A 21,365-nucleotide genomic window follows, 5' to 3' on the forward strand; every position below is an offset into this window, starting at 1 on the left:
ACGTTAAAAAAACCAATCAAATTGATTGGTTTTTTTAACAACAAAATTGCTCATACTCACAGCATCGAATGTAAACTAGATAGACTTTGTGGTGTCGTTTCTGGACACATTGACAAGGTACTAACAATGCCTAAGTGATCAAATTGCTCCAAAGTGACATTAAATCCCCATAATCGATGTAAATGCTTTAATACCTCTTGATGGTTGTCAGCCAGCGGAATGTTATCAAATGGTATGTAGCGTAAGATAATTGACCTATCACCGTTCACTTGAACTTGTTGTACTTGTATATTGGGCTCGATATTCGACAGATTATATTGTTGTGATAGGGTGTTGCGAATATCCTGGTAACCTTGATCATCATGAATGGCCGATATTGATAGTTGACCGCGTTTTTCATCATCTAAAATACCAAATAGTTTAAAGTCACGTATCACTTTAGGTGATAAATATTGGCTAATAAAACTCTCATCTTTAAAGTGTTTCATAGCAAAGTGAACCGTAGTGAGCCAATCGCTGCCTGCAATGTCTGGAAACCATTTTCGATCTTCTTCAGTGGGGGTTTCGCAGATACGTCTGATATCGATAAACATCGCAAAACCTAAAGCATAGGGGTTTATGCCACTATAATGTGGACTATTATAGGCAGGCTGCGCGACCACCGCGGTGTGATTCTGCAAAAATTCCAACATGAAACGGTCGGTGACTTTGCCAGTATCATATAATCGATTGAGGATGGTGTAATGCCAAAAAGTTGCCCAGCCTTCGTTCATTACTTGGGTTTGCTTTTGTGGGTAAAAATACTGCGCCATCTTACGTACTATACGGACTAATTCACGTTGCCAAGGTGCTAATAATGGTGCGTTTTTTTCAATAAAATATAAAATGTTTTCTTGAGGTTCACTAGGAAAAACGACTGTCGTTTCAGGGTTGTCTTTTGGTGGCGATGTCGGCAGAGTTCGCCATAAGTCATTCACTTGGCTTTGTAAATAATCTTCACGCTCTTGTTGTCTTGCTTGTTCTTCTTTTAGTGACACTTCAGCTGGACGTTTGTAGCGGTCTACACCGTAATTCATTAATGCATGGCAAGAGTCTAAGGTCAGTTCAACTTGTTCTACACCATAACGTAACTCACATTCACGGATATAATTCTTAGCAAAAACTAAATAATCGATAATCGAACTTGCATCGGTCCAGGTGTTAAATAAATAGTTATTTTTAAAAAAACTATTGTGGCCATAACAAGCGTGGGCCATGACCAATGCTTGCATCGTAATGGTATTTTCTTCCATTAAGTAGGCAATACATGGGTCGGAATTGATCACAATTTCATACGCCAACCCCATTTGGCCGCGCTTGTAGCCTTGTTCTGTTTGAATAAATCGTTTGCCAAATGACCAGTGAGTGTAACCAATGGGCATTCCTATTCCTGCATAGGCATCCATCATTTGTTCCGCGGTAATAATTTCAATTTGATTCGGGTAAGTATCAAGTTTAAAGAAAGCTGCGGCCTGTTCAATTTCATGTTGATATTGTTGCAGTAAATCAAATGTCCACTCGGGACCATCATCTAACGGGTTACGGTTATGTTGAACCATGATAGCCTCCTATATAGCTTGTTTTTTAAAGAGTTCACGGAAAACGGGATAGATATCTTCAACTTGGTGAATTTGCTGTACCGCAATGTTGTCAAACTGCTGTTGTAACTGTTCATATTGATGCCACAAGGTTTGATGCGCCCGATGGCTGATTTCGATGTAACTGAAATAGCGTACTTTGGGGAGAATATGTTTTGCTAATATCTCATGGCAAATAGGAGAGTCGTCTGACCAATTATCGCCATCAGAAGCTTGCGCGGCATAAATATTCCACTCATTTTCAGGGTAACGAGCTTGTTGTATTTCGTGCATTAGTTTTAATGCGCTTGATACTATGGTTCCGCCAGTTTCTTGTGAGTAAAAAAATTCGTGTTCATCGACTTCTTTTGCTTGTGTATGGTGGCGAATGTACACAACCTCGAGGTTTTGATAACTGCGGGTCAGAAATAGATACAATAGAATATAAAAACGTTTAGCCATGTCTTTGGTGGCTTGATCCATTGATCCTGACACATCCATTAAGCAGAACATCACCGCTTGACTAGAAGGGACTTCACGTTTTGCATAGTTGTTATAGCGTAAATCAAAGGTATCGATAAAAGGCACTTTAGCGATTTGTTGCTTAAGCACAATTATCTGCTCTTTGATGGCTATAATGCGCTCGGCCTTAGCGCCAGGAGTATTTTCTAATACTGTAAGTTCAGCTTCTAATGTCTGTAATGCTTTTTTCTTGCCGCCGCTCATGGCAATGCGTCTAGCAAGTGATGAGCGCAGTGATCTGACAATATTGATATTGGCGGGCACGCCATCATTGGTGAAACCTGCACGATAAGTTTGATACTCAACCAATTTATTAAGGCGATTATTCTGTAAGTTTGGCAGTTCGAGATCTTCAAACAACAATGCTAAATATTCATCTTTTGAAATAGTAAATACAAAATCGTCATCACCTTCGCCACTATTTGATGCATCGCCTTGACCAGCGCCTCCATGTCCGGCCTTAGGTCGTTGGATTTGGTCGCCACGATTAAATTGATCATTACCTGGGTGAACTCTGTCCCTTATGCCACCTTGTCCTTGTCTAAATACAGGCTCACTGAGATCCCGTTTGGGAATAGTAATCTGTTCACCTTTATCAATATCAGTGACACTTCGACGTGTTACGGCATCACCGACAGCTTTTTTAATTTGTTTTTTATAACGTTCAATAAAACGCTGCCGATTAACTGTGCTTTTTCCTTTTGCATTAAGTCGTCTATCAATAAAATTTGCCATACGCTGCTCCCAAGTCTTATTTTTGGAAGCGCCTTTGCCAGTGGCGCTACCAACATTGGGTTTCTACGAAGATTTACGCACTCGTAAATACCATTCTGACAATAGTCTGACTTGTTTTTTGGTGTAGCCTTTTTCCATCATGCGATTAACAAAGTCGTCATGCTTACGCTGATCGTCATTCGATGTTTTGCCATTAAACGAAATCACAGGCAGTAAATCTTCAGTGTTGGAAAACATTTTTTTCTCAATCACTGTGCGTAATTTCTCATAGCTAGTCCACAGAGGATTATTACCTTCATTATTGGCTCGAGCACGTAAGACAAAGTTAACAATTTCATTGCGGAAATCTTTTGGATTACTGATCCCCGCTGGTTTTTCAATTTTCTCTAACTCTGCATTTAAGGCACCACGATCAAAAAGTTGTCCTGTTTCTGGATCGCGATATTCTTGATCTTGGATCCAAAAATCTGCATAGGTAACATATCGGTCGAAAATATTTTGTCCGTATTCAGAATACGACTCAAGGTAAGCTGTTTGGATCTCTTTACCGATAAACTCAACATACTTAGGGATTAAATAACCTTTAAGAAACTCTAAATATTTCTCACTTATATCGTTAGGAAATTGTTCTTGTTCAATCTGCTTTTCGAGTACATAAAATAAGTGGACTGGGTTTGCGGCTATTTCTGCACTGTCAAAATTAAATACACGTGACAAAATCTTAAATGCAAAGCGGGTCGATAGCCCTTGCATGCCTTCATCTACGCCAGCATAGTCACGATATTCTTGGTAGGATTTTGCTTTTGGATCGGTGTCTTTTAAGCTTTCACCGTTATAGACGCGCATTTTTGAATAAATAGAGGAGTTTTCGGGCACTTTTAACCGTGATAACACGCTAAATTGTGCCAGGGTTTCTAAGGTGCCAGGTGCACAAGATGCCGTCGATAGTTCAGAATTGGCTAATAGTTTTTGGTAAATTTCCATTTCTTCAGATACCCGTAAACAGTAGGGCACTTTGACGATGTAGACGCGATCTAAAAATGCTTCGTTGTTTTTATTATTCCTAAACGCGGACCATTCAGACTCATTCGAATGGGCCAAAATAATACCGTTGTACGGCAAGGCTGACAGGCCTTCAGTACCGTTGTAATTGCCTTCCTGAGTCGCAGTTAATAATGGGTGAAGTACCTTAATGGGTGCTTTAAACATTTCAACAAACTCCATTAATCCTTGGTTTGCACGACATAACGCACCTGAGTAAGCATAAGCATCGGCATCATCTTGAGAAAAATGCTCTAACTGACGAATATCAACTTTACCCACCAAAGCAGAAATATCTTGGTTATTTTCATCTCCAGGTTCTGTTTTAGCAATACCGATTTGATCGAGCACCGATGGGTACACTTTAACAACTCTGAATTTTGATATATCACCACCATATTGGTGTAAACGTTTTACAGTCCATGGTGACATAATCGTTTTGATATAACGACTTGGGATGTTGTATTCGTTTTTGAGTAGTTCACTGTCTTCTTCAGGATCAAACAGACAAAATGGGTGGTCGTTGACAGGGCTGCGAATGCCATCGGCAGTTAATATGTAAATCGGTACTTGCTGCATTAATGCTTTGAGTTTTTCGGCCAACGATGATTTACCGCCACCGACAGGACCTAAGAGATATAATATTTGCTTTGACTCTTCAAGGCCTTGAGCTGAATGTGTTAAGTAGGCCACGATTTGTTCAATCGCATCTTCCATGCCATAAAAATCTTTAAATGCGGGATACTGTGCAATAACACGATTAGAAAAAATCCGACTTAAAATTGGATTTTTTGCAGTGTCAATAATCTGCGGTTCACCAATGGCCATGAGTAACCGTTCAGCCGCAGACACATAAGCACTTCTGTCTTGTTTACAGATGTCGAGGAATTGCTCTAAGGTATATTCTTCGTCGCGTTTTTTCTCATAACGTTGTTGATAGTGTTCAAAAATGCCCATAGTAACCCCCTCAAAACGTACCGTTGTATGACTTAAAAAGCCTGAGTGATTAATGCGATGGTCAAGAATGTAATGTTATATCTGTTAGCGCAATATTAGGCTTTAAGACTAAAGTGTAGGACAGGAAAAATAACTTGGCTAAGTTTTAGTGAAAAATAAATCAAATAAAAACAACAACAAACAGTAGCATTTGCAATAGTTGCAAAAATAGTGCGATGACCGACTGCGTACTTTAGGCGGATAAAATGATAAAAAAAGGAGCCAAAAGGCTCCTTAAGTTTTTGCCATTAATCGAAATTAAGCAGCAAAGTTCTTGTTAACAAATTCCCAGTTAACAAGCTGCCAGAAGTGAGCTAAATACTCTGGACGTGCGTTACGGTAATCAACGTAGTAAGCATGTTCCCATACGTCTACAGTTAATAGAATCGTAACAGACTCATCTGTTAACGGTGTAGCAGCATTGCTAGTGTTAACAATAGCTAATGAACCATCAGCTTTTTTCACTAACCATGTCCAAGCACTACCAAAGTTATTTACTGCAGAATCAGTAAATTTAGCTTTGAATTCTTCAAAAGAACCAAATGAAGCATTGATAGCAGCAGCGATATCGCCAGTTGCTTCGCCGCCAGCATTAGGTGCTAAGCAGTTCCAGTAAAAAGTGTGGTTCCAAACTTGAGCCGCGTTGTTGAACATACCGCCAGTTGAAGTTTTAACAACTTCTTCTAGTGTTTTGCCAGCAAACTCAGTTCCTTCAACTAAACCGTTTAGTTTTACAACATATGTGTTGTGATGCTTACCATAATGGAACTCAATGGTTTCTTGAGAAATGTGTGGTTCAAGTGCGTTCTTTGCATAAGGTAATGCTGGTAGTTCGAAAGCCATTAGTATCTCTCCATGGATTCAGGTTATCGTTTTTGTTTACCAATCAGGTAACATTGCTCTACTGCTATTGTACTGATTATTTTTGTGATGTGAATCATTGTTTAAGGAATTATGTGGATTGCAGTAATCGATTTTATGGATTTTAAATAAACCCTACAAACTGTGGCATTTTGTTCTTTGTCTAGGTGTCGTACAATAGGCACAATGTGTTCAGTCGTCGTACTTAGGAAATCAAATGGAAACTGTAGAAAAGATTAAACAGCAAATTAGCGAAAACCCAATTATTGTGTACATGAAAGGTTCACCTAAATTACCAAGCTGTGGATTTTCATCTCAAGTTGCTCAAGTGATGATCAACTGTGGTGAACAATTTGCATTCGTGGATATTTTACAGCATCCAGATATTCGTGCTGAATTACCAAAATTCGCTAACTGGCCAACATTCCCACAATTATGGGTTGAAGGCGAGTTGATTGGTGGTTGTGACATTATCACTGAAATGTTCCAAAAAGGTGAACTTCAACCTATCATTAAAGCGACTGCTGACAAATTCCGTACAGAAGACGCTGCAGAGTAATTGCAGAAGATTAAGTGCTTTACGCACTGAATAAAAAGCCCCACAGCTAAAGGCTGTTGGGGCTTTTTTATATCGTTTTAAAACGAGCACTTACAAAGCAGTGTTGCTGCATGCGGTTACAGAAAGTTACTTTTCAGCTTGTGGTTTTTTCACCGCAGGTAAAATCAAGTTCATCAAAATAGCGACAATACCGCACAAACTAATCCCCGTTAAGCTAAACGAGCCAATACCAAACGCCATTCCGCCAATACCGAATACCAACGTTACCCCAACAATACTAAGATTACGTGGTTCAGATAAATCGACTTGATGACGAATTAAGGTATTTAATCCAACTGCTGCAATCGAACCAAACAGTAAGCACATAATACCGCCCATTACCGGTACTGGTATGGTTTGCATCATAGCGCCAAGTTTACCTACAAAGGCGAGGGTTATCGCAGTAATGGCTGTCCAGGTCATAATACGTGGATCAAAACTTTTGGTTAGTGTAACAGCTCCTGTTACTTCACTATAAGTGGTGTTAGGCGGTCCACCCAACGCCGATGCTGCTATCGTAGCAATACCATCGCCAGTAAGTGTGCGATGTAAACCTGGCTTTTTAAAATAGTCTTTACCCGTCACGTTAGAGATGGCTAAAATATCGCCGATATGTTCAACCGCTGGCGCAATGGCAACTGGGATCATAAATAGGATTGCATGCCAGTTAAATTCAGGGGCAACAAAGTTTGGCATAGCTAACCAAGCGGCTTGGGTAACAGGGGTGAAATCGACAACCCCAAAGGCTAAGCTAACACCATAGCCAACTAAAATACCCGCTAGGATGGGCATTAATCGGACCAATCCTTTAGCAAAAATCGCGACGATTATGGTGGTTGTTAAAGCCGAAAGTGAAATCATTAGCGCGACATTTTGCTCTACGATGATAAGACTTCCATCACCACTTTTACCTAATGCCATATTGACAGCTACAGGTGCTAAGCCTAAGCCAATGATCATAATGACTGGGCCGACAACAACCGGTGGCAATAAAGTATGTATAAATCCAGTGCCACGAAGTTTCACTGTTAATCCAAGTAGCATATAAACCACGCCAGCAGCCATTAAACCGCCCATGGTGGCTGGAATACCCCATGTTTGTACGCCATATAAAATGGGAGCGATAAAAGCAAAGGAAGAAGCGAGAAACACAGGGACTTGACGTTTAGTGACTAATTGAAACAGTAGGGTACCGAAACCGGCTGTAAATAAGGCGACACTTGTGTCTAAACCCGTTAATAACGGCATTAGCACGAGTGCACCAAAAGCGACAAATAGCATTTGTGCGCCTTGAAGCGGAATTAACACGCGTTTCATATTGTTCTCCATCATTATTTAGAAAGTTAGCGTGTGATTAAACGGCGCGAATTGTCACATAAAAGCGATCATATGCATAACAACTTTGAGGACGCTGTAGCGATTATTGTTATTTGATATGGCTACAATACTGGGTCAATTTGGCAGTAGTAAAAAAGAGTTTTCGTTATCCATTACTCGATAGAATTTTATTATGATATAATTTGTTCACTTATATTTGCTGCGTTTATGTTATCAGATGCTGAAAAAACTAATTAATCTCATTGCGTTACCACTAATGGCGTTAACTTCGATTACGCTTGTACATGCCGCGGAAGTGAACAAGCTTGATGAAGCCGATATTACGGTAGCATCACGCGCAAACGATGTGAAAAACAACGCCCTTAAAGAGGCATTAGCTGCCGTTTTCTTAAAAAACTCTGGTCTACCAAGTGTGGTATTAAACCCATTGGTTAAAGCCCAAATTAATAACCCAGAAGTCATTTTGACTCAATATGGTTACTATGAGAAAAATGGCGAACTGATGCTCAAAGCCAGCTTTGACCATCAACGGGTTATTTCAACGTTACGTGAAGCAGGTTTACCTGTTTGGGGCAGTCAACGCCCATTAACCTTGTTATGGATGTCGGTTGATGAAAATAATGAACCATCTATTTTAGCAGATGCTTCTTCGGCCGATATTCGATCTGAGTTGGCTCAAGAGTCTAGTAACAAAGGCATTCCATTATTGTTGCCAATAATGGATTTGGATGATGTGATGCAAGTCAGTATCACTGATGTACGTGGAATGTTTACCGATGTGCTAGCTAACGCATCTACCCGTTATCAAGCTGATTATTTCGCTATTGCCAATTTGGATACTCAAGGCGTTAACGTTCATTACACCATCAAATTATTTGATAAAAATAGAACTAATGGTGTGTTACAACCGTTAATTTCGCAACAAGGTGATGCGACTGATAATCAACAAGCCACGAAGCGAATGATGAACATTCTAGCCGATTATTATATTAGCCAGTATGCCATAGCCTCTACAGGCAGAGATGTTGCTACCCAAGTTAGCTTTACTGGGTTAAATAACATGACTCAACTGGTACATGTTGAAACATATCTTCGCCAGCTCAGTGCGGTAAAATCCCTTAAACTGAGTCAGTTCAAGGGTGATGCAGCAACATATACGATAGAATTATTTAGTAGTGTAGATGACCTGCAAAGATTGCTTAATATTGATAGCCGGTTATCACAATTAGATACAGTGGGTAGTGTGGAGTCATTTTATGAATCTAAGGCCGACAATCCAGCGCCTAAATTACTTTATCAATGGTTGGGCCAATAAGTATTATCACCAGATGCGCTGTACACTTTAGTCGTACAGCGTGAATTTTATACCAAGGTTATCTTTCTATGCTGGCTTCTCGCTGATACTCGCATAATTGACGGATTTAGGTATAATAACGTTAGTTAGTTTATGATTTTGAGACCTATCTGAGTGACACAAAACTCACCAAGACAATTATCTTTACCCGTTTATCTACCTGACGATGAAACCTTTCAGAGTTATTATCCTGCTTCGGGTAATGATGAGTTGATCCAGAAACTTCAAGCTAGCGCTGAAGGCAATCTAGCGTCTTCTTTATATGTATATGGCCCAGAAAAATCAGGCCGAACCCATTTAATGCATGCAGCTTGTGCACTTGCCAATGACCTTGAACGCCGTACTCTCTATATCCCATTAGGCATTCATGCCAGTATTTCACCGGCATTATTTGAAGGTCTAGAGTCTCTGGAGTTAATTTGTATTGATGATATTGAAGCCATAGCGGGTCATCCTGTATGGGAAGAAGCTATTTTTCATTTATATAATCGTATAGCTGAGCAACAAGATTGTCGTTTAATTGTTAGCGGAAAGGCATCACCTTCTGAAACCGGTTTTTTATTGCCTGATTTGGTTTCTCGTATGCAATGGGGATTAATCTATCAATTACAACCAATGGCAGACGATGAAAAGCTTGTGGCCTTGCAGCGCCGAGCGGCAATGCGTGGTTTACAGTTGTCTGATGAAGTAGGGCGCTTCTTACTGACGCGAATGGCGCGTGATTTACGCACCTTGTTTGATGTTCTCGATAAACTCGATAAAGCTTCTATGGTACATCAGCGTAAACTGACTATTCCGTTTATAAAAGAGATGTTGAGGCTTTAATACCTTAGGTTTTAATTCCTTAGGTAAAAAATTATCGTCATTAGTCTAACTAATCAAGTAACAAAAAACGCCAAATGAATTCATTTGGCGTTTTTTATTACGTGAGTCAATGGCTTAGTGTTTCACGTGATCACTGCCACTAAATTGCAATGGTCTAGTGTCAACAGCATTTTGTTCAGCGACTTTCTGTGGTGATTTTGATGGATCAGTTGCTAGCACCAAGTTTTGTGCCCAGGTTTGGCCTTTAACTAACGCTACTGGTGCAGGTAAACCGTCCATCACTTGGCTAACATCAACTTCAGGCAGTATTTGGCTCAAGACGTAGCTAGCGCGATCGTATAACTCAGGTTGACCGACTCGGCCACGTTGGCCCCACTCAACCACAATGGTGGAACCAGTGGCATCTTCAGGTTTATCAGTTATTGCCATATCACGTAATACATCGTAACGATGGCTCATCATCACTTCTTCAAATAGCATCGCTGCATCTTCTCGTGTTGATGAATAGGCATAATCATCGTTGGCGAGATCGTTTGCAAAAAATTGCGCTACATCGTTCGGTGTATACGCTTTTTGGGTATTATTTGCATTTTCACCAGAGTATTGAACGTTAGCAAGAGCATACATTTCAGTACTGGTTAATGGATAGCGGATGTTAAGTTGGTCTGATGTCATCTCTTTACTATCATACCGACGATTAAAATCATTTTCTAAGGTTGGACCTTGCAGATTTTCATGCATGCTTTGTGGAAAATAATCATTTGCATGAGCCAGTTCATGGTACAAGAGCCTGGCTAGGTTAGAAGACATATTCTCCATGGTACGATTTGTACGGTTGCCTATTTCAATATATTCACCAGCATAATTGTTGTTTTTAACATAACGATATGGCGAGAGGTAATTTAGCTCTTCACCAAAGTTGCTGCGATAATCAGGGGTTTCATTAATCGTATCTCGCTGAACCGAAGTTAGCCACACATATTCAGGATCAAGATATATTGCTCCAATAAAACCAGCATAAAAGGCTGGTCTGATATCGTAACTGATGACTACAGCCGTCACTGATTGCAACAATTCTACAAAATCATTATGAGTTTGTGCACGTAAATAGGCTTCAAAGTTTGCCCCCATCCAGTCGTGTGAAACGAGTACTCTGTCCATAATAGTATCAATCGGATCTGGTTTAGTATCTTGGCTAATGAAGGGTAACTCATTAATAATGTTGCATGCATCAACGAGTTGGTTCGAGTAAACACAAGAGGTTAGCTGCTTTGCATATGGTGAGTCATGCTTGTAAGCGTGCATTCGTGCAACAGAGGAATTGAAGAAAGCGTCCGATGGAGTCGTTTTTTCTTTGGTTACGAGTAAATTAACGTCATCACTAATGGTTTGGCCGTCAAATGTGGCAGTGGCTTTCAGGCTGAATAGCTGATCGGTATCGACGTTTGGCGCAACAAAAAGCGGCCTATTACTGTCACTTAAATCCACGTTGGTAAAGGCTTTATTATTAGTACTAGGATACATACACCAACTAATATTTTCAGGTACTTGGCCGTTTATATTCTGTATACGCAAACTAGCATCAGTTAAACTCACCATTTGATGATCGCTATTAATGCGTAAAATATTGTCATTAGAATCGGCAGTAATTGTTATCGTTTCTTCAATGTTGATATTATCGCCAGAGACCTTCACCTTAAAAGCGTAATCTTGGTTACTTGTGGGTGTGAATGCTAAAACCTGACTATTAACTGCAGCAAGTTCAAGAATGGGTCCTGAAACCTGCTGCCACAAAAATGTTTTGCCAATAGTGTCTTGTTCATTAAGGTTGGCAATAATGCTACCAGGCTTGTCTTTGGCATAATCGTGTTCAAGGACAAAAGTCAGTTGAGAGTCTGTGTCGGCAATGGAATAAGTGATATTTTCACTACAAATTTCGAAAGCGGATGAGGTAGGCACACCTTGATCGTTATTGTCTGAATCTCCTCCGCAGGCGCTAACTAACATAGCACTGGCTAAAAGGCTGTAGGTTCCTAAATTTCGTGATAACTTCATTAAACGACTCCATGTTTATATTGTTATTATTTAAATACACTTACATAACATCTTGTTAACGAACGAATGTAGCACGCTGTTTTGGTTAAATGCAAGCAACAAAAAAGCGCCCGAAGGCGCTCAAATAAACAACAAAAATGAAAGTTGTTTATTGTTGTTCAGACTTTTTCTTCAAGCCTAATCCTAGCTCTCGGCCGCGCTTACGAGCATAGAATGGAAAACTCACCAACAACACACAAATCAATACTGATTCAATCAGTGCAAATACCAGCGCATCAGTAGTGACATAAGCAAGGGTTAAGCCATGTAATAAGTATACACACAGAATAAAACTGGCCCATGCATATGTATATGGGTTACCGGTTAAGATGCCTTTAAGTGGAAACAGTAAAGGTACAATCCATATTAAGCTGAACCCTAAAGAGTAGGTGCCATTCATGCCTTGTTGGATAAACCAGCCGCTGAGCAGCAGGAGTAATGCAAGGTAACCAATTCGACTTAGTTGAAACAAGGTTTGTGAAGTCATTATTTTACTCGTTAAAGAATAGACAAAACATTTTCTGGCGGACGACCAATGGCTGCTTTGTTGTTGGCTAGCACGATAGGGCGTTCAATTAATTTAGGTGTTGCTACCATTGCAGCGATGAGCTGATCTTCCGATAACGATGCGTCAGCCAAATTTTGAGCTTTATATTCGTCTTCTTTAGTGCGCATAAGCTGGCGAGCTGTTAAACCAAGTTGTTGTAAAATAGTCTGAATTTCATCCGCTGTAGGTGGCGTCTTTAAGTATTCAACGACAGTGACATCTGCTGCATTAGCTTGCAACAGAGCGAGTGTTTCACGGCTTTTTGAACAGCGAGGGTTATGGTATATCGTTGTTTTTGTGGTTGTCATTGTCATAGTCCGTCATTAAAAAATGGCAAACAATAAGTAGATTTATTGTTTGCAATTATTCTATCAAAAAATAGCTTATAAGGTTAGATTATCGCGGCTATTTTAATTCTTCCATTGCCCTATCTGCTTGTCTGAATTGTCTTATTCTTGCCTCAATTCGCGCCAGTTGCAGGTTTTGTCCATCAGAATAGCGATATGCATAATTGAGTTGATCAATTGCACCTTTATAGTTAGCCGATAAGGCCATGAGTTCAGCATTGCTATAATACTCAAGCGCTTTATTGTCTAGCTTACGATATGCATCAGCCATAATTTGATACGGCAGCATATTTTGCTTATCGAAAAATATCAGTTCTTCTAAAAGTGGAATCGCTTTTTTCGGTTGATCTGCCTGAACATAAATATTGGCCAAGTTTGTGTTGACCACTTGCGAAGTCGGTTTCAATTTCCGCTGAGCTTCTAATAATGCTATTGCGCCTGCAAAATCTTTTTTCTGATCTAACAAATCTGTTTTGGTGTCGATGTAGAACAGATTATTGTCATCTTGTTTTAGTAGATCATCGATGATCACTTCAGCTTGAGCAAATTTTTCCAAACGGAAAAGTGCTAACGCTTTGCCATAGAGTGCCGCTTGTTTAAAAGAATACTCATTCTTTTTGAGTTGTTGTTCAAACAAAGATAACGCGGCATCATCACTAAAACTTGAAAAGCGAACTTGGATACGGGCTTTAGCTAGCTGAAAGTTAAGGCTGTTAGGGACATTACGTTTAGGGTACTGAGCTGCGCGGTTACGAGCCTCAGTAATACGTGATTCTGGCAATGGATGCGTCAGCAACATTTGTGGTGGTGTTGTGGTAAAACGATAGCGAATTGCTAATTGACCAAAAAATGTAGCAGCAGCATTAGGATCAAATCCAGCATCGACAAGAATTTGCATTCCAATACGATCAGCTTCTTTTTCATGTAAGCGGGTATAGTTTATTTTAGATTGCGTTGCTAATGCTTGAGTTGTCGCCAAGGCAGCCATACCGGCTTGAGGTGCAGCAATTGTTAATAAAATAGCCCCTAACATTCCCACAATCGTTGCAGTCGAGCTTTTTTGTTGTGCTTCAAGAGATCGTGCTAGATGGCGTTGAGTCACGTGGGTAATTTCGTGGGCTAATACTGATGCAAGCTCACTTTCGTTGTCGGCATTTAAAAATAAACCCGTATGCACGCCAACATGACCACCAAAGAACGCAAATGCGTTGATTTCATCATTGCGGAGTAAAAAGAAATAAAATGGTGTCTTTACCCCCGTGGCATTAGCAACTAGCTTGTTACCCAGTTCAGATAAATATTGGGTTAACACTGGATCACTGAGTACCGGTGCCGATGAACGAATAACGCGCATATAAGCGTCACCGTAGACAGTTTCTTTTTCTAAACTAAAAGTATTGACCGCTGCGGTACCTAGATCTGGAAGATCATTATTGGCAAAACTGTGGCCAATACTGGCAGCAAAAAGCACACTAATAGCGCTAGCAGCCAGTGATTTTGAAAAGGTCGATAATGATAATTTACTCAAGCGGAACCTTTAATGATGATTGAATCGAAAATATAAGCTTAACCAACAAGTTTGCTTAAGTTACATTGCTTGTGGTTTATTGTACAAGCTAGGATAATAGCCCTAGATTGTTTAAAGCAAGTTGATAATGATTTTAATTGATTTAACACCCTATGTTTGTCCTTATCCTTTAGTAAAAATTAAACTTTTACTAAAGCAAATGGATCTGGATGAAAAATTACATGTACTCTTATCTGACCCTGGTTCACGCCGAGATGTTCCCTTGTTGATAAAAAAAATGGGTTTTGGTATTGAAATCATTGCTGATCAACCGCAATGCTTGTCATTTATCATCACCAAAACAAATTAATATTGTTTATATAAAAGGTTTTTCAATGCTGGAAATTTTAACTGATTGGTACAAAACCCGTTTTAGTGACCCACAAGCCATAACGTTAATGTTTATCATTATTGGGATTGGTCTTGCATTGTACTTTGGTTCCGGATTACTTGCGCCATTACTGGTTGCTTTGGTGTTAGCTTTTTTATTAGAGTGGCCAGTAGCACAGATGTCGCGACTGGGTATAAGCCGAACCGCTGCTGCAACAATTGTGTTGGTGGTTTTTTTAGGGTTGATGATTATTTTGACGTTTGGTTTAGTGCCCAGTATTTGGCGCCAAGGAGTGTCATTGGTCACCGATTTACCTTCTATGATCGATAAGGGCATGATAATCGTGCGCGAATTTAGTGCTGATTACCCGCAGTTTGTGAGTGCATCGCAACTTGATTCGATGATGGAAGAAATCAACAAGATGCTTGATACACAGCACCTGATTGATTTAGGTAAACAAATTCTTGGTTATTCTGCGTCATTATTAGTGTTAATGGTGTACGCGATTTTAGTACCATTATTGGTATTTTTCTTTTTAAAAGACAAAGAGTTTTTATTAAACGGTAGCAAACGATTTTTCCCGTCTAACCGTGGTCTTGCACGAAAAGTTTGGTTTGAAATGGACCAACAAATTTTTAATTATATTCGCGGTAAAGTGATTGAGATTGTTATTATTGGCGTAGCCAGTTATATCTTTTTTGCTATCATGGGGTTGCGTTATTCAGCGCTACTGGGCGTATTAACAGGTTTGTCGGTATTGATCCCATATGTTGGCGCAACATTGGTTACATTACCGATCGCGTTAGTGGCATTTTTTCAGTGGGGTTTTAGTGCTGAATTTGGTTATTTAATGTTAGGTTATGGGATTATTCAGGCGTTAGATGGCAATGTGTTAGTACCGCTACTCTTTTCTGATGCTGTTGATTTACATCCCGTTGTGATTATTGCCGCCGTGTTAGTATTTGGTGGCTTATGGGGCGTTTGGGGAGTCTTTTTTGCCATACCACTAGCTTCGTTAGTCAAAGCCGTCATCAATGCTTGGCCTAATAACCAAGAGCAACAACGAGTCAAGTTTGACAGTGAATAACACTTACCTATGGTATTGAACTACACCTGTACAGAAACAAAGCCTGTTGGATACACATTAAGCTAACCCCATTATGGTGTTAGCTTTTTTATTATCAGGCTTATGTTGTAACATTTAGAGATTGTACGAATGGTAATCGCGATAGAAAGAATGACCGTTAGACAAATAACAACGATTAAGCATAAGAATATAGAGCAACATGGACGTTATGTTAATTGCATACTGCTATAAAAAATAGCTAGGTTCATTTTATTAATAGGTCAATTGAGCATTATAACGTTTTGTCTTTGCTGTCTATGTCTTTCTCATCTGAAGGTGCTGCTGTCAGTTTATCTTCCGATTCTGGTGAACTAGTTTCTTTGCCTTTGGTGTGCGTTTGATCTTTATGTTCACCAAATTGAGGCATTTTAAATTTGGCAGAATATTTCAATACCGCGATATTACTTGCAATAACGCCTATAACTAAAATAATAATTAGCCAAACTTCATAACCTTCAAGACTCATTGAAAACTCCTTTTAAGCTGAAATTTTCTAGCCGTGTTTTTAAGACAACAGGGCTAGAACCATACGTGTTTGGTTATTAGTCGACGGCTAAACGTAGCTCACATTTGCGAATATCTTCAGGGGTATCGACTTCTGGAGAGTCAAATGCGCTGATAGCAATTTTAATTTTGTGGCCGTATTCGAGTGCGCGTAGCTGTTCTAATTTTTCAAGATCTTCAAGTCTGCCTAAAGGCAACTTAGCAAAGGCATTCACAAAACGCTTAGTGTAAGCATAAACACCTAAATGTTTGTAAACCGGATAGTCATTGGTATCGCGACCAAAGGGAATACGAGAGCGAGAGAAATATAATGCATTATGGTCATTATCAAACACCATTTTAACGTGCATTGGGTCGTCTAATTCTCTTTTATCGACGATCTCAAATCCTAATGTTGCCATTTCGAATTCACCAGGGTGACGTTCAAATAGACTAATGATTTGTTCGATTGAGATAGGATCAATCAGCGGTTGATCGCCTTGTAAATTAATCACTAAATCATCATCGTTAAGACCTAGCAATGCAATGGCGTCATTAATACGGTCGGTACCAGAGGCTGCATCAGGGCTGGTCATTACCACTTTACCACCAAAGGATTCAACGGCATCTTTAATGCGGTCGTCATCTGTAGCAACATAGATGCTATCGAGACCTTTTGCTAATGATGCACGTTCATAAACGTGTTGGATCATGGGTTTACCATTAATCGGGGCTAGCGGCTTGCCCGGGAAACGGCTTGAACCATAACGTGCCGGGATTAATAGAGTAACTTTCATTAATATGACCTACTTGTGGTTGTGACAATGGTATAGACAATAAATAAAAGGGCTCATAAGAGCCCTTTATGACTTAATCTGTCGTTTATTATATACGACGGAATAACTTAGTCAGCATTTCATCGGTAACTTTCTCTTCCCAGCCTTTACCGTACACGTTGTCCCAAAGTGGACCCATGCTCTTAGTAACGGCAACCATCTTAGCGATAGTTTCATCTGGCAAATCTTTACAGATGTTTTTAGGCAGAGTGATGTTATGAATTTTCATCATTTTGCGGAATTCAGTCACACCTTCTGGGTAAAACTCTTCCAGCACATCAAAGGCTAAACAGTTACCAATACCGTGGTGATAACCCAGCACATAACCTAAACCGTAAGATACCGCATGACATGCACCAACTTGGCTATAAGCAATACTCATACCGCCCATGTAAGACGCCATCATTAACTTGTCGTCTTTTTCTGCGTGGTCGTCTAAGAACACTTCACGACATAAATCCATAGATTTTTCGGCAAATGCTTTAGCAAACTCGTTTAAGTAAGTGCCTTGTAATGATTCTACACAATGGATAAAGCAATCCATACCAGTGTAGAACCATTGATCAGTCGGAACCCCTGCAATTAATTCAGAGTCCATGATGATTTGATCAAATACGGTGTAATCTGAGTTCAAACCTAGTTTACGAACTGGTCCGCACAATACCGCAGTACGTGATGCTTCTGCACCCGTGCCAGATACTGTTGGAATACCAATGTGGTGTATCGCAGGGTTTTTAATCAAATCCCAACCTTGGTATTCAGAAGAACTACCAGGGTTAGTGAGCATTAGTGATACAGCTTTGGCTAAGTCCATTGTTGAACCGCCGCCTAAACCGACTACGCTCACTGGTAACTTAGTGTTAAATGCTTTAACTTGCGCCGTTAACGCATCAACTTGTTCAGTGGTTGGTTCATCATCTACGTTTACGTAAATCAGTAGGTCGTGCGCTTGCGTTGGCACGCGGTCAGCTAGCGGTTTACCTTGATGTACATCATCGACAAGGAAAACGACAAAATCGTTAGCATCTTGACGTTCTTGACCTAATACAACATCAAGTTGCACAAATGAACCACGGCCAAAGATCATTTTTGGTACACATTTAAAATTTTTAAAACTCATTACAACAGTCTCCATTGAGATAAGTACTGTAAAAAGTGCTCTGAGCCATCACTGACCGAGAGGCATCAATGCTAGGCAAAAGCGCGTTTGATATTTTCAATACGTTCAGCTATTTGCTCATCAGTCCAAGACAACTTGATCAACATCGAAATCGTTCGGCTCATGATAGCGTCAGATTTGGGTGTCAGCACTTTAGTGTAGTCAGGACGATCAGCGATTAGCATAATAGGTAATGCGGCAGGCGCTTTAAGTTCTTGGATGTGTTTCCAATTTTTAAGGTAATGCCAGTTGTTAACATACCAGTAAAAACAACCATCAACTTTGTTGGCAGCCAGCTTTTTATTAATTTCTTGAGTGCGTTCTTCTGTTGGCATCATAAATGTTAAGAAGCCTGCAGAATCGCCGTCTGGATCAGGAATTTCACGGAAGGTGATTTCAGCAATAGATGCCATTGCATCTTTAATGGTTTTCTTATTTTTACGTTGAATAGCAATGATTTTATCAAGCTTACGTAATTGTGCTAAACCCATTGCTGCATTCATTTCTGAAATACGGAAATTCAACCCCATAATTGGGTGTGATTCTGCACCACGATCATTACCAACATGGTCATGGCCGTGATCTGAAAACATGTGTGAGTGGTTATAAATTTCGCTGTTGTTAGTGACAATCGCGCCGCCTTCACCACAGGTGATGGTTTTAACTGAGTCAAATGAGTAACAACCTACATCACCAATAGTGCCCAATGCTTGGCCTTTATAACTGCCACCGATGGCTTGACATGCATCTTCTAAAATCACCAAGTTATGCTTTTTACACACTGCTTTGATTTCGTCCATCTTGGCCATAGAACCACACATATGAACAAGGTTAATGGCCTTGGTACGTGGCGTGATTACAGCTTCAATACCTTCTGGAGATAAACACAATGTTTCGTCAATTTCAGCAAAAATAGGTACAGCACCGGCCATAAACACGGCTTCAACAGAGGCTACAAAGGTAAATGGAGGCACAATGACTTCATCGCCAGCACCAATGCCCGCTGCTGCCATTGCAGTTTGTAATGCAGCAGTACCGCTTGATACTAAATGAGCGTGTTTCACGTTCATTTTTTCGCAAAGTAGTTGCTCCATGTCGCGGGTTTTCCAGCGATCATTACGCATATGGTCGAAGTTATAACGGAAGGTAAAACCGTTCTCCATTACGTCAGCAACTTCCTGCTTTTCTTCAGGACCAAATAATTCAAAACCAGGCATGGAAATCATCTCCTAAAAATTCTGCGCATAGTAACGCTAAATAAACTGGATGATTATAACGTTCTTCAGTGGTGGTTCGCGACTTTTATTGCATATTTTTAATAACAATAAACAAAGGCCTGCTAAATAACAGGCCTATTAAAAGTGTAAATGGAGATAGAAGGCAAGATTATGCTAAATTGCGGCCATGAAGACGGTCAATTGTCACGTCTAAATCTGTGAGTAATCCGTTATTAATTCCGTAAATCCAACCATGTATTGCTACATCTTGACCACGATCCCATGCTTCTTGAACTATGTTGGTCGACACAACATTTGACACTTGTTCCATTACATTAAGCTCACATAGGCGATCAAAACGTGCTTGTTCACTCATCGATTCAAGAGCCTCCTCGTGAATACGATAAATGTCGCGTAAATGTCCGAGCCAATTGTCAATCAAGCCCAATCGCTCTTTATTCATTGCTGCACGAACACCACCACAGCCATAATGCCCAACGACCATGATGTGCTTTACTTTTAGCACATCAACAGCATATTGCAGCACTGATAAACAATTTAAATCTGTGTGAATGACCATATTAGCGATGTTACGGTGAACAAACACTTCACCGGGTAATAAGTCGATAATCTGATTAGAAGGCACTCGGCTATCTGAGCAACCAATCCATAAATATTCTGGGTTTTGTTGTTTTGCCAGCTGCGCAAAAAAGGTAGGATCTTCTTTGTTGATCCGTTCAGCCCAACGGCGATTATTATCAAATAATGGTTTAAGAAGTTTCATGAGCGCTCGAATTAGGTCGTTTTTACCGGTAAGGTATTACAGGTAATATGTCATTTTGTAATGAGTATATCAGCAATGTTGACGGATCTGGTCTATCCATTGAGGTGATTAATTAAAATTAACTTTACTCAAAAAATCAATAAGATGCTGATTAAAAATGACTGATTTTTCGATGTTAGCTAAATGACCTGCTTGTTCAATGTGCAATAATTGACTGCCATCAATACAGTCATGCATTAAATAACTTTCCAGTGCAGTACGCAAATAACCACTTAATCCTACCGCCACCAAAGTCGGTAATGTTAATAACTCAACCGATTCGAGTGTGTCTCGTTTGAATATGGCCATATTGGCAAACTTCAGTAACGCACTAAGTTGTGCGCTAGAGTAAGACGTTAATTCAGCGCTAAATTGTGCAACAATATTAGCTAGATTAGGGTCTAGACTGATCAATTGCTCAATATCTTTACTAAAAAATAATGTGCTAATGGTTTGGGCAAGGTCTGCTGATATTGCTTGTTCGTTGGCAACTTGAGCCATTAACCCTTGGTATTTAACGCAATTAACTTGCGGTTCAAACCCCACAAAACTGTTTAACATCACCAAGCCATTAATACGAGCCGGTGCATGTAAAATAAGTTCAGCTGCAATTGCGCCGCCACTACCATGACCTACGATGGCGGCAGAGTTGATTTCAAGGTTATCCATTAACGTTAATACGTGTTGAGCCACATCTTGTAAATTTTCAACAGATTCAGGGATAGTGGTTGTTTTACCATGACCCCAAAAGTCGATGGCAATACATCGATACTGTGATGACAGCTGGTCAATTTGCGATCGCCACATCGTGCTATTGGTGAGTAAGCCATGACAAAAGATAACAACAGGTCCATGCCCTTCATCCAAGTAATACAGTGGTTGATTATCAATTTTTATGTGATGCAGTAAAGTGGACATAACAGACTCATTTAAAGAGGAAATGCGCGCA

Annotated in this window: 20 protein-coding genes; 5 read left to right on the forward strand and 15 right to left on the reverse strand. The window is 40.0% G+C overall.

Going from position 1 to position 21,365, the window contains the following annotated elements:
• Positions 1-56 precede the first annotated feature (56 nt).
• From H5181_RS08475 to sodB, 4 genes are all read right to left on the reverse strand, one after another.
• Positions 57-1,598 (reverse strand): SpoVR family protein, encoded by a 1,542-nt coding sequence (locus H5181_RS08475; RefSeq protein ID WP_182750776.1) that lies wholly within the window; start codon positions 1,596-1,598, stop codon positions 57-59.
• Between the two features lie 9 nt (positions 1,599-1,607).
• A complete protein-coding gene (locus H5181_RS08480; protein WP_182750777.1) occupies positions 1,608-2,873 on the reverse strand; it encodes a YeaH/YhbH family protein in 1,266 nt (421 codons plus the stop codon).
• 63 nt (positions 2,874-2,936) lie between these two features.
• Positions 2,937-4,871, reverse strand: coding sequence for a PrkA family serine protein kinase (locus tag H5181_RS08485; RefSeq protein ID WP_102036894.1), 1,935 nt, complete (start codon positions 4,869-4,871; stop codon positions 2,937-2,939).
• A 297-nt stretch (positions 4,872-5,168) separates the two neighbouring features.
• Positions 5,169-5,753 carry a superoxide dismutase [Fe] gene (sodB, locus tag H5181_RS08490; RefSeq protein WP_011637213.1) on the reverse strand — a complete coding sequence of 195 codons (585 nt, stop codon included), beginning with the start codon at positions 5,751-5,753 and terminating at the stop codon, positions 5,169-5,171.
• Positions 5,754-5,988: 235 nt separating this feature from the next.
• Here sodB and grxD point away from each other — a divergent pair, with 235 nt between their 5' ends.
• Entirely contained in the window at positions 5,989-6,330 is a 342-nt protein-coding gene (gene grxD, locus H5181_RS08495; RefSeq protein ID WP_011637214.1) for a Grx4 family monothiol glutaredoxin, read from the forward strand.
• Between the two features lie 126 nt (positions 6,331-6,456).
• Here the strand turns inward: grxD and H5181_RS08500 are convergent, their stop codons facing one another.
• Positions 6,457-7,686, reverse strand: a complete 1,230-nt coding sequence (locus tag H5181_RS08500; RefSeq protein WP_059745346.1) for a uracil-xanthine permease family protein — start codon at positions 7,684-7,686, stop codon at positions 6,457-6,459.
• Positions 7,687-7,924: 238 nt separating this feature from the next.
• On the opposite strand from H5181_RS08500, the gene H5181_RS08505 reads away from it, so the two are divergent.
• Together H5181_RS08505 and hda are read left to right on the forward strand one after the other, a co-directional pair.
• On the forward strand, positions 7,925-9,022 hold the full coding sequence (locus H5181_RS08505) for a DUF2066 domain-containing protein (RefSeq protein WP_182750778.1): 1,098 nt from the start codon (positions 7,925-7,927) through the stop codon (positions 9,020-9,022).
• A 153-nt stretch (positions 9,023-9,175) separates the two neighbouring features.
• Positions 9,176-9,886 (forward strand): DnaA inactivator Hda, encoded by a 711-nt coding sequence (hda, locus tag H5181_RS08510; RefSeq protein ID WP_059745344.1) that lies wholly within the window; start codon positions 9,176-9,178, stop codon positions 9,884-9,886.
• Between the two features lie 114 nt (positions 9,887-10,000).
• Here the strand turns inward: hda and H5181_RS08515 are convergent, their stop codons facing one another.
• The 4 genes from H5181_RS08515 to H5181_RS08530 all read right to left on the reverse strand — a co-directional run bounded on the left by H5181_RS08515 (position 10,001) and on the right by H5181_RS08530 (position 14,366).
• Complete coding sequence (locus H5181_RS08515; protein WP_182750779.1) at positions 10,001-11,941, reverse strand: hypothetical protein; 1,941 nt, start codon at positions 11,939-11,941, stop codon at positions 10,001-10,003.
• Positions 11,942-12,089: 148 nt separating this feature from the next.
• Positions 12,090-12,467: a DUF2069 domain-containing protein gene (locus H5181_RS08520; RefSeq protein ID WP_011637219.1), complete on the reverse strand. Its 378-nt coding sequence runs from the start codon at positions 12,465-12,467 to the stop codon at positions 12,090-12,092.
• An 11-nt stretch (positions 12,468-12,478) separates the two neighbouring features.
• Positions 12,479-12,835 carry an arsenate reductase (glutaredoxin) gene (gene arsC, locus H5181_RS08525; protein ID WP_041412910.1) on the reverse strand — a complete coding sequence of 119 codons (357 nt, stop codon included), beginning with the start codon at positions 12,833-12,835 and terminating at the stop codon, positions 12,479-12,481.
• Positions 12,836-12,932: 97 nt separating this feature from the next.
• Positions 12,933-14,366: a M48 family metalloprotease gene (locus H5181_RS08530; protein ID WP_235585896.1), complete on the reverse strand. Its 1,434-nt coding sequence runs from the start codon at positions 14,364-14,366 to the stop codon at positions 12,933-12,935.
• A 163-nt stretch (positions 14,367-14,529) separates the two neighbouring features.
• On the opposite strand from H5181_RS08530, the gene H5181_RS08535 reads away from it, so the two are divergent.
• The gene (locus H5181_RS08535) at positions 14,530-14,751 is read left to right on the forward strand and encodes a sulfurtransferase TusA family protein (RefSeq protein ID WP_011637222.1); all 222 of its coding nucleotides are present in this window, start codon (positions 14,530-14,532) and stop codon (positions 14,749-14,751) included.
• A gap of 25 nt (positions 14,752-14,776) precedes the next feature.
• Positions 14,777-15,859 carry an AI-2E family transporter gene (locus H5181_RS08540; RefSeq protein ID WP_011637223.1) on the forward strand — a complete coding sequence of 361 codons (1,083 nt, stop codon included), beginning with the start codon at positions 14,777-14,779 and terminating at the stop codon, positions 15,857-15,859.
• Between the two features lie 271 nt (positions 15,860-16,130).
• Here H5181_RS08540 and H5181_RS08545 read toward each other — a convergent pair whose 3' ends face one another.
• From H5181_RS08545 to H5181_RS08570, 6 genes are all read right to left on the reverse strand, one after another.
• Positions 16,131-16,364 carry a DUF2897 family protein gene (locus H5181_RS08545; RefSeq protein WP_182750780.1) on the reverse strand — a complete coding sequence of 78 codons (234 nt, stop codon included), beginning with the start codon at positions 16,362-16,364 and terminating at the stop codon, positions 16,131-16,133.
• A gap of 76 nt (positions 16,365-16,440) precedes the next feature.
• Positions 16,441-17,178: an 8-amino-3,8-dideoxy-manno-octulosonate cytidylyltransferase KdsB gene (gene kdsB / locus H5181_RS08550; RefSeq protein ID WP_011637225.1), complete on the reverse strand. Its 738-nt coding sequence runs from the start codon at positions 17,176-17,178 to the stop codon at positions 16,441-16,443.
• Positions 17,179-17,266: 88 nt separating this feature from the next.
• A complete protein-coding gene (kdnB, locus tag H5181_RS08555; protein WP_011637226.1) occupies positions 17,267-18,337 on the reverse strand; it encodes a 3-deoxy-alpha-D-manno-octulosonate 8-oxidase KdnB in 1,071 nt (356 codons plus the stop codon).
• Positions 18,338-18,408: 71 nt separating this feature from the next.
• Complete coding sequence (kdnA, locus tag H5181_RS08560; RefSeq protein ID WP_011637227.1) at positions 18,409-19,593, reverse strand: 8-amino-3,8-dideoxy-alpha-D-manno-octulosonate transaminase KdnA; 1,185 nt, start codon at positions 19,591-19,593, stop codon at positions 18,409-18,411.
• 169 nt (positions 19,594-19,762) lie between these two features.
• Positions 19,763-20,377, reverse strand: coding sequence for a carbonate dehydratase (can, locus tag H5181_RS08565; RefSeq protein WP_011637228.1), 615 nt, complete (start codon positions 20,375-20,377; stop codon positions 19,763-19,765).
• A gap of 108 nt (positions 20,378-20,485) precedes the next feature.
• Positions 20,486-21,334, reverse strand: coding sequence for an alpha/beta fold hydrolase (locus H5181_RS08570; protein WP_182750781.1), 849 nt, complete (start codon positions 21,332-21,334; stop codon positions 20,486-20,488).
• Between the last annotated feature and the right edge of the window lie 31 nt (positions 21,335-21,365).

The organism is Shewanella sp. SG44-2 (assembly GCF_014164215.1).
GTDB classification, from domain to species: Bacteria; Pseudomonadota; Gammaproteobacteria; order Enterobacterales; family Shewanellaceae; genus Shewanella; species Shewanella frigidimarina.

Bases quoted from the DNA above. Each gene is read 5' to 3' on its own strand.
- H5181_RS08535 (WP_011637222.1), top strand. From the start codon at position 14,530: ATGATTTTAATTGATTTAACACCCTATGTTTGTCCTTATCCTTTAGTA.
- kdnB (WP_011637226.1), bottom strand. From the start codon at position 18,337: ATGAGTTTTAAAAATTTTAAATGTGTACCAAAAATGATCTTTGGCCGT.
- grxD (WP_011637214.1), top strand. From the start codon at position 5,989: ATGGAAACTGTAGAAAAGATTAAACAGCAAATTAGCGAAAACCCAATT.
- H5181_RS08475 (WP_182750776.1), bottom strand. From the start codon at position 1,598: ATGGTTCAACATAACCGTAACCCGTTAGATGATGGTCCCGAGTGGACA.
- kdnA (WP_011637227.1), bottom strand. From the start codon at position 19,593: ATGCCTGGTTTTGAATTATTTGGTCCTGAAGAAAAGCAGGAAGTTGCT.
- H5181_RS08540 (WP_011637223.1), top strand. From the start codon at position 14,777: ATGCTGGAAATTTTAACTGATTGGTACAAAACCCGTTTTAGTGACCCA.
- can (WP_011637228.1), bottom strand. From the start codon at position 20,377: ATGAAACTTCTTAAACCATTATTTGATAATAATCGCCGTTGGGCTGAA.
- kdsB (WP_011637225.1), bottom strand. From the start codon at position 17,178: ATGAAAGTTACTCTATTAATCCCGGCACGTTATGGTTCAAGCCGTTTC.
- H5181_RS08485 (WP_102036894.1), bottom strand. From the start codon at position 4,871: ATGGGCATTTTTGAACACTATCAACAACGTTATGAGAAAAAACGCGAC.
- sodB (WP_011637213.1), bottom strand. From the start codon at position 5,753: ATGGCTTTCGAACTACCAGCATTACCTTATGCAAAGAACGCACTTGAA.
- H5181_RS08515 (WP_182750779.1), bottom strand. From the start codon at position 11,941: ATGAAGTTATCACGAAATTTAGGAACCTACAGCCTTTTAGCCAGTGCT.
- H5181_RS08520 (WP_011637219.1), bottom strand. From the start codon at position 12,467: ATGACTTCACAAACCTTGTTTCAACTAAGTCGAATTGGTTACCTTGCA.
- H5181_RS08545 (WP_182750780.1), bottom strand. From the start codon at position 16,364: ATGAGTCTTGAAGGTTATGAAGTTTGGCTAATTATTATTTTAGTTATA.
- H5181_RS08480 (WP_182750777.1), bottom strand. From the start codon at position 2,873: ATGGCAAATTTTATTGATAGACGACTTAATGCAAAAGGAAAAAGCACA.
- H5181_RS08505 (WP_182750778.1), top strand. From the start codon at position 7,925: ATGCTGAAAAAACTAATTAATCTCATTGCGTTACCACTAATGGCGTTA.
- H5181_RS08500 (WP_059745346.1), bottom strand. From the start codon at position 7,686: ATGAAACGCGTGTTAATTCCGCTTCAAGGCGCACAAATGCTATTTGTC.
- arsC (WP_041412910.1), bottom strand. From the start codon at position 12,835: ATGACAACCACAAAAACAACGATATACCATAACCCTCGCTGTTCAAAA.
- H5181_RS08570 (WP_182750781.1), bottom strand. From the start codon at position 21,334: ATGTCCACTTTACTGCATCACATAAAAATTGATAATCAACCACTGTAT.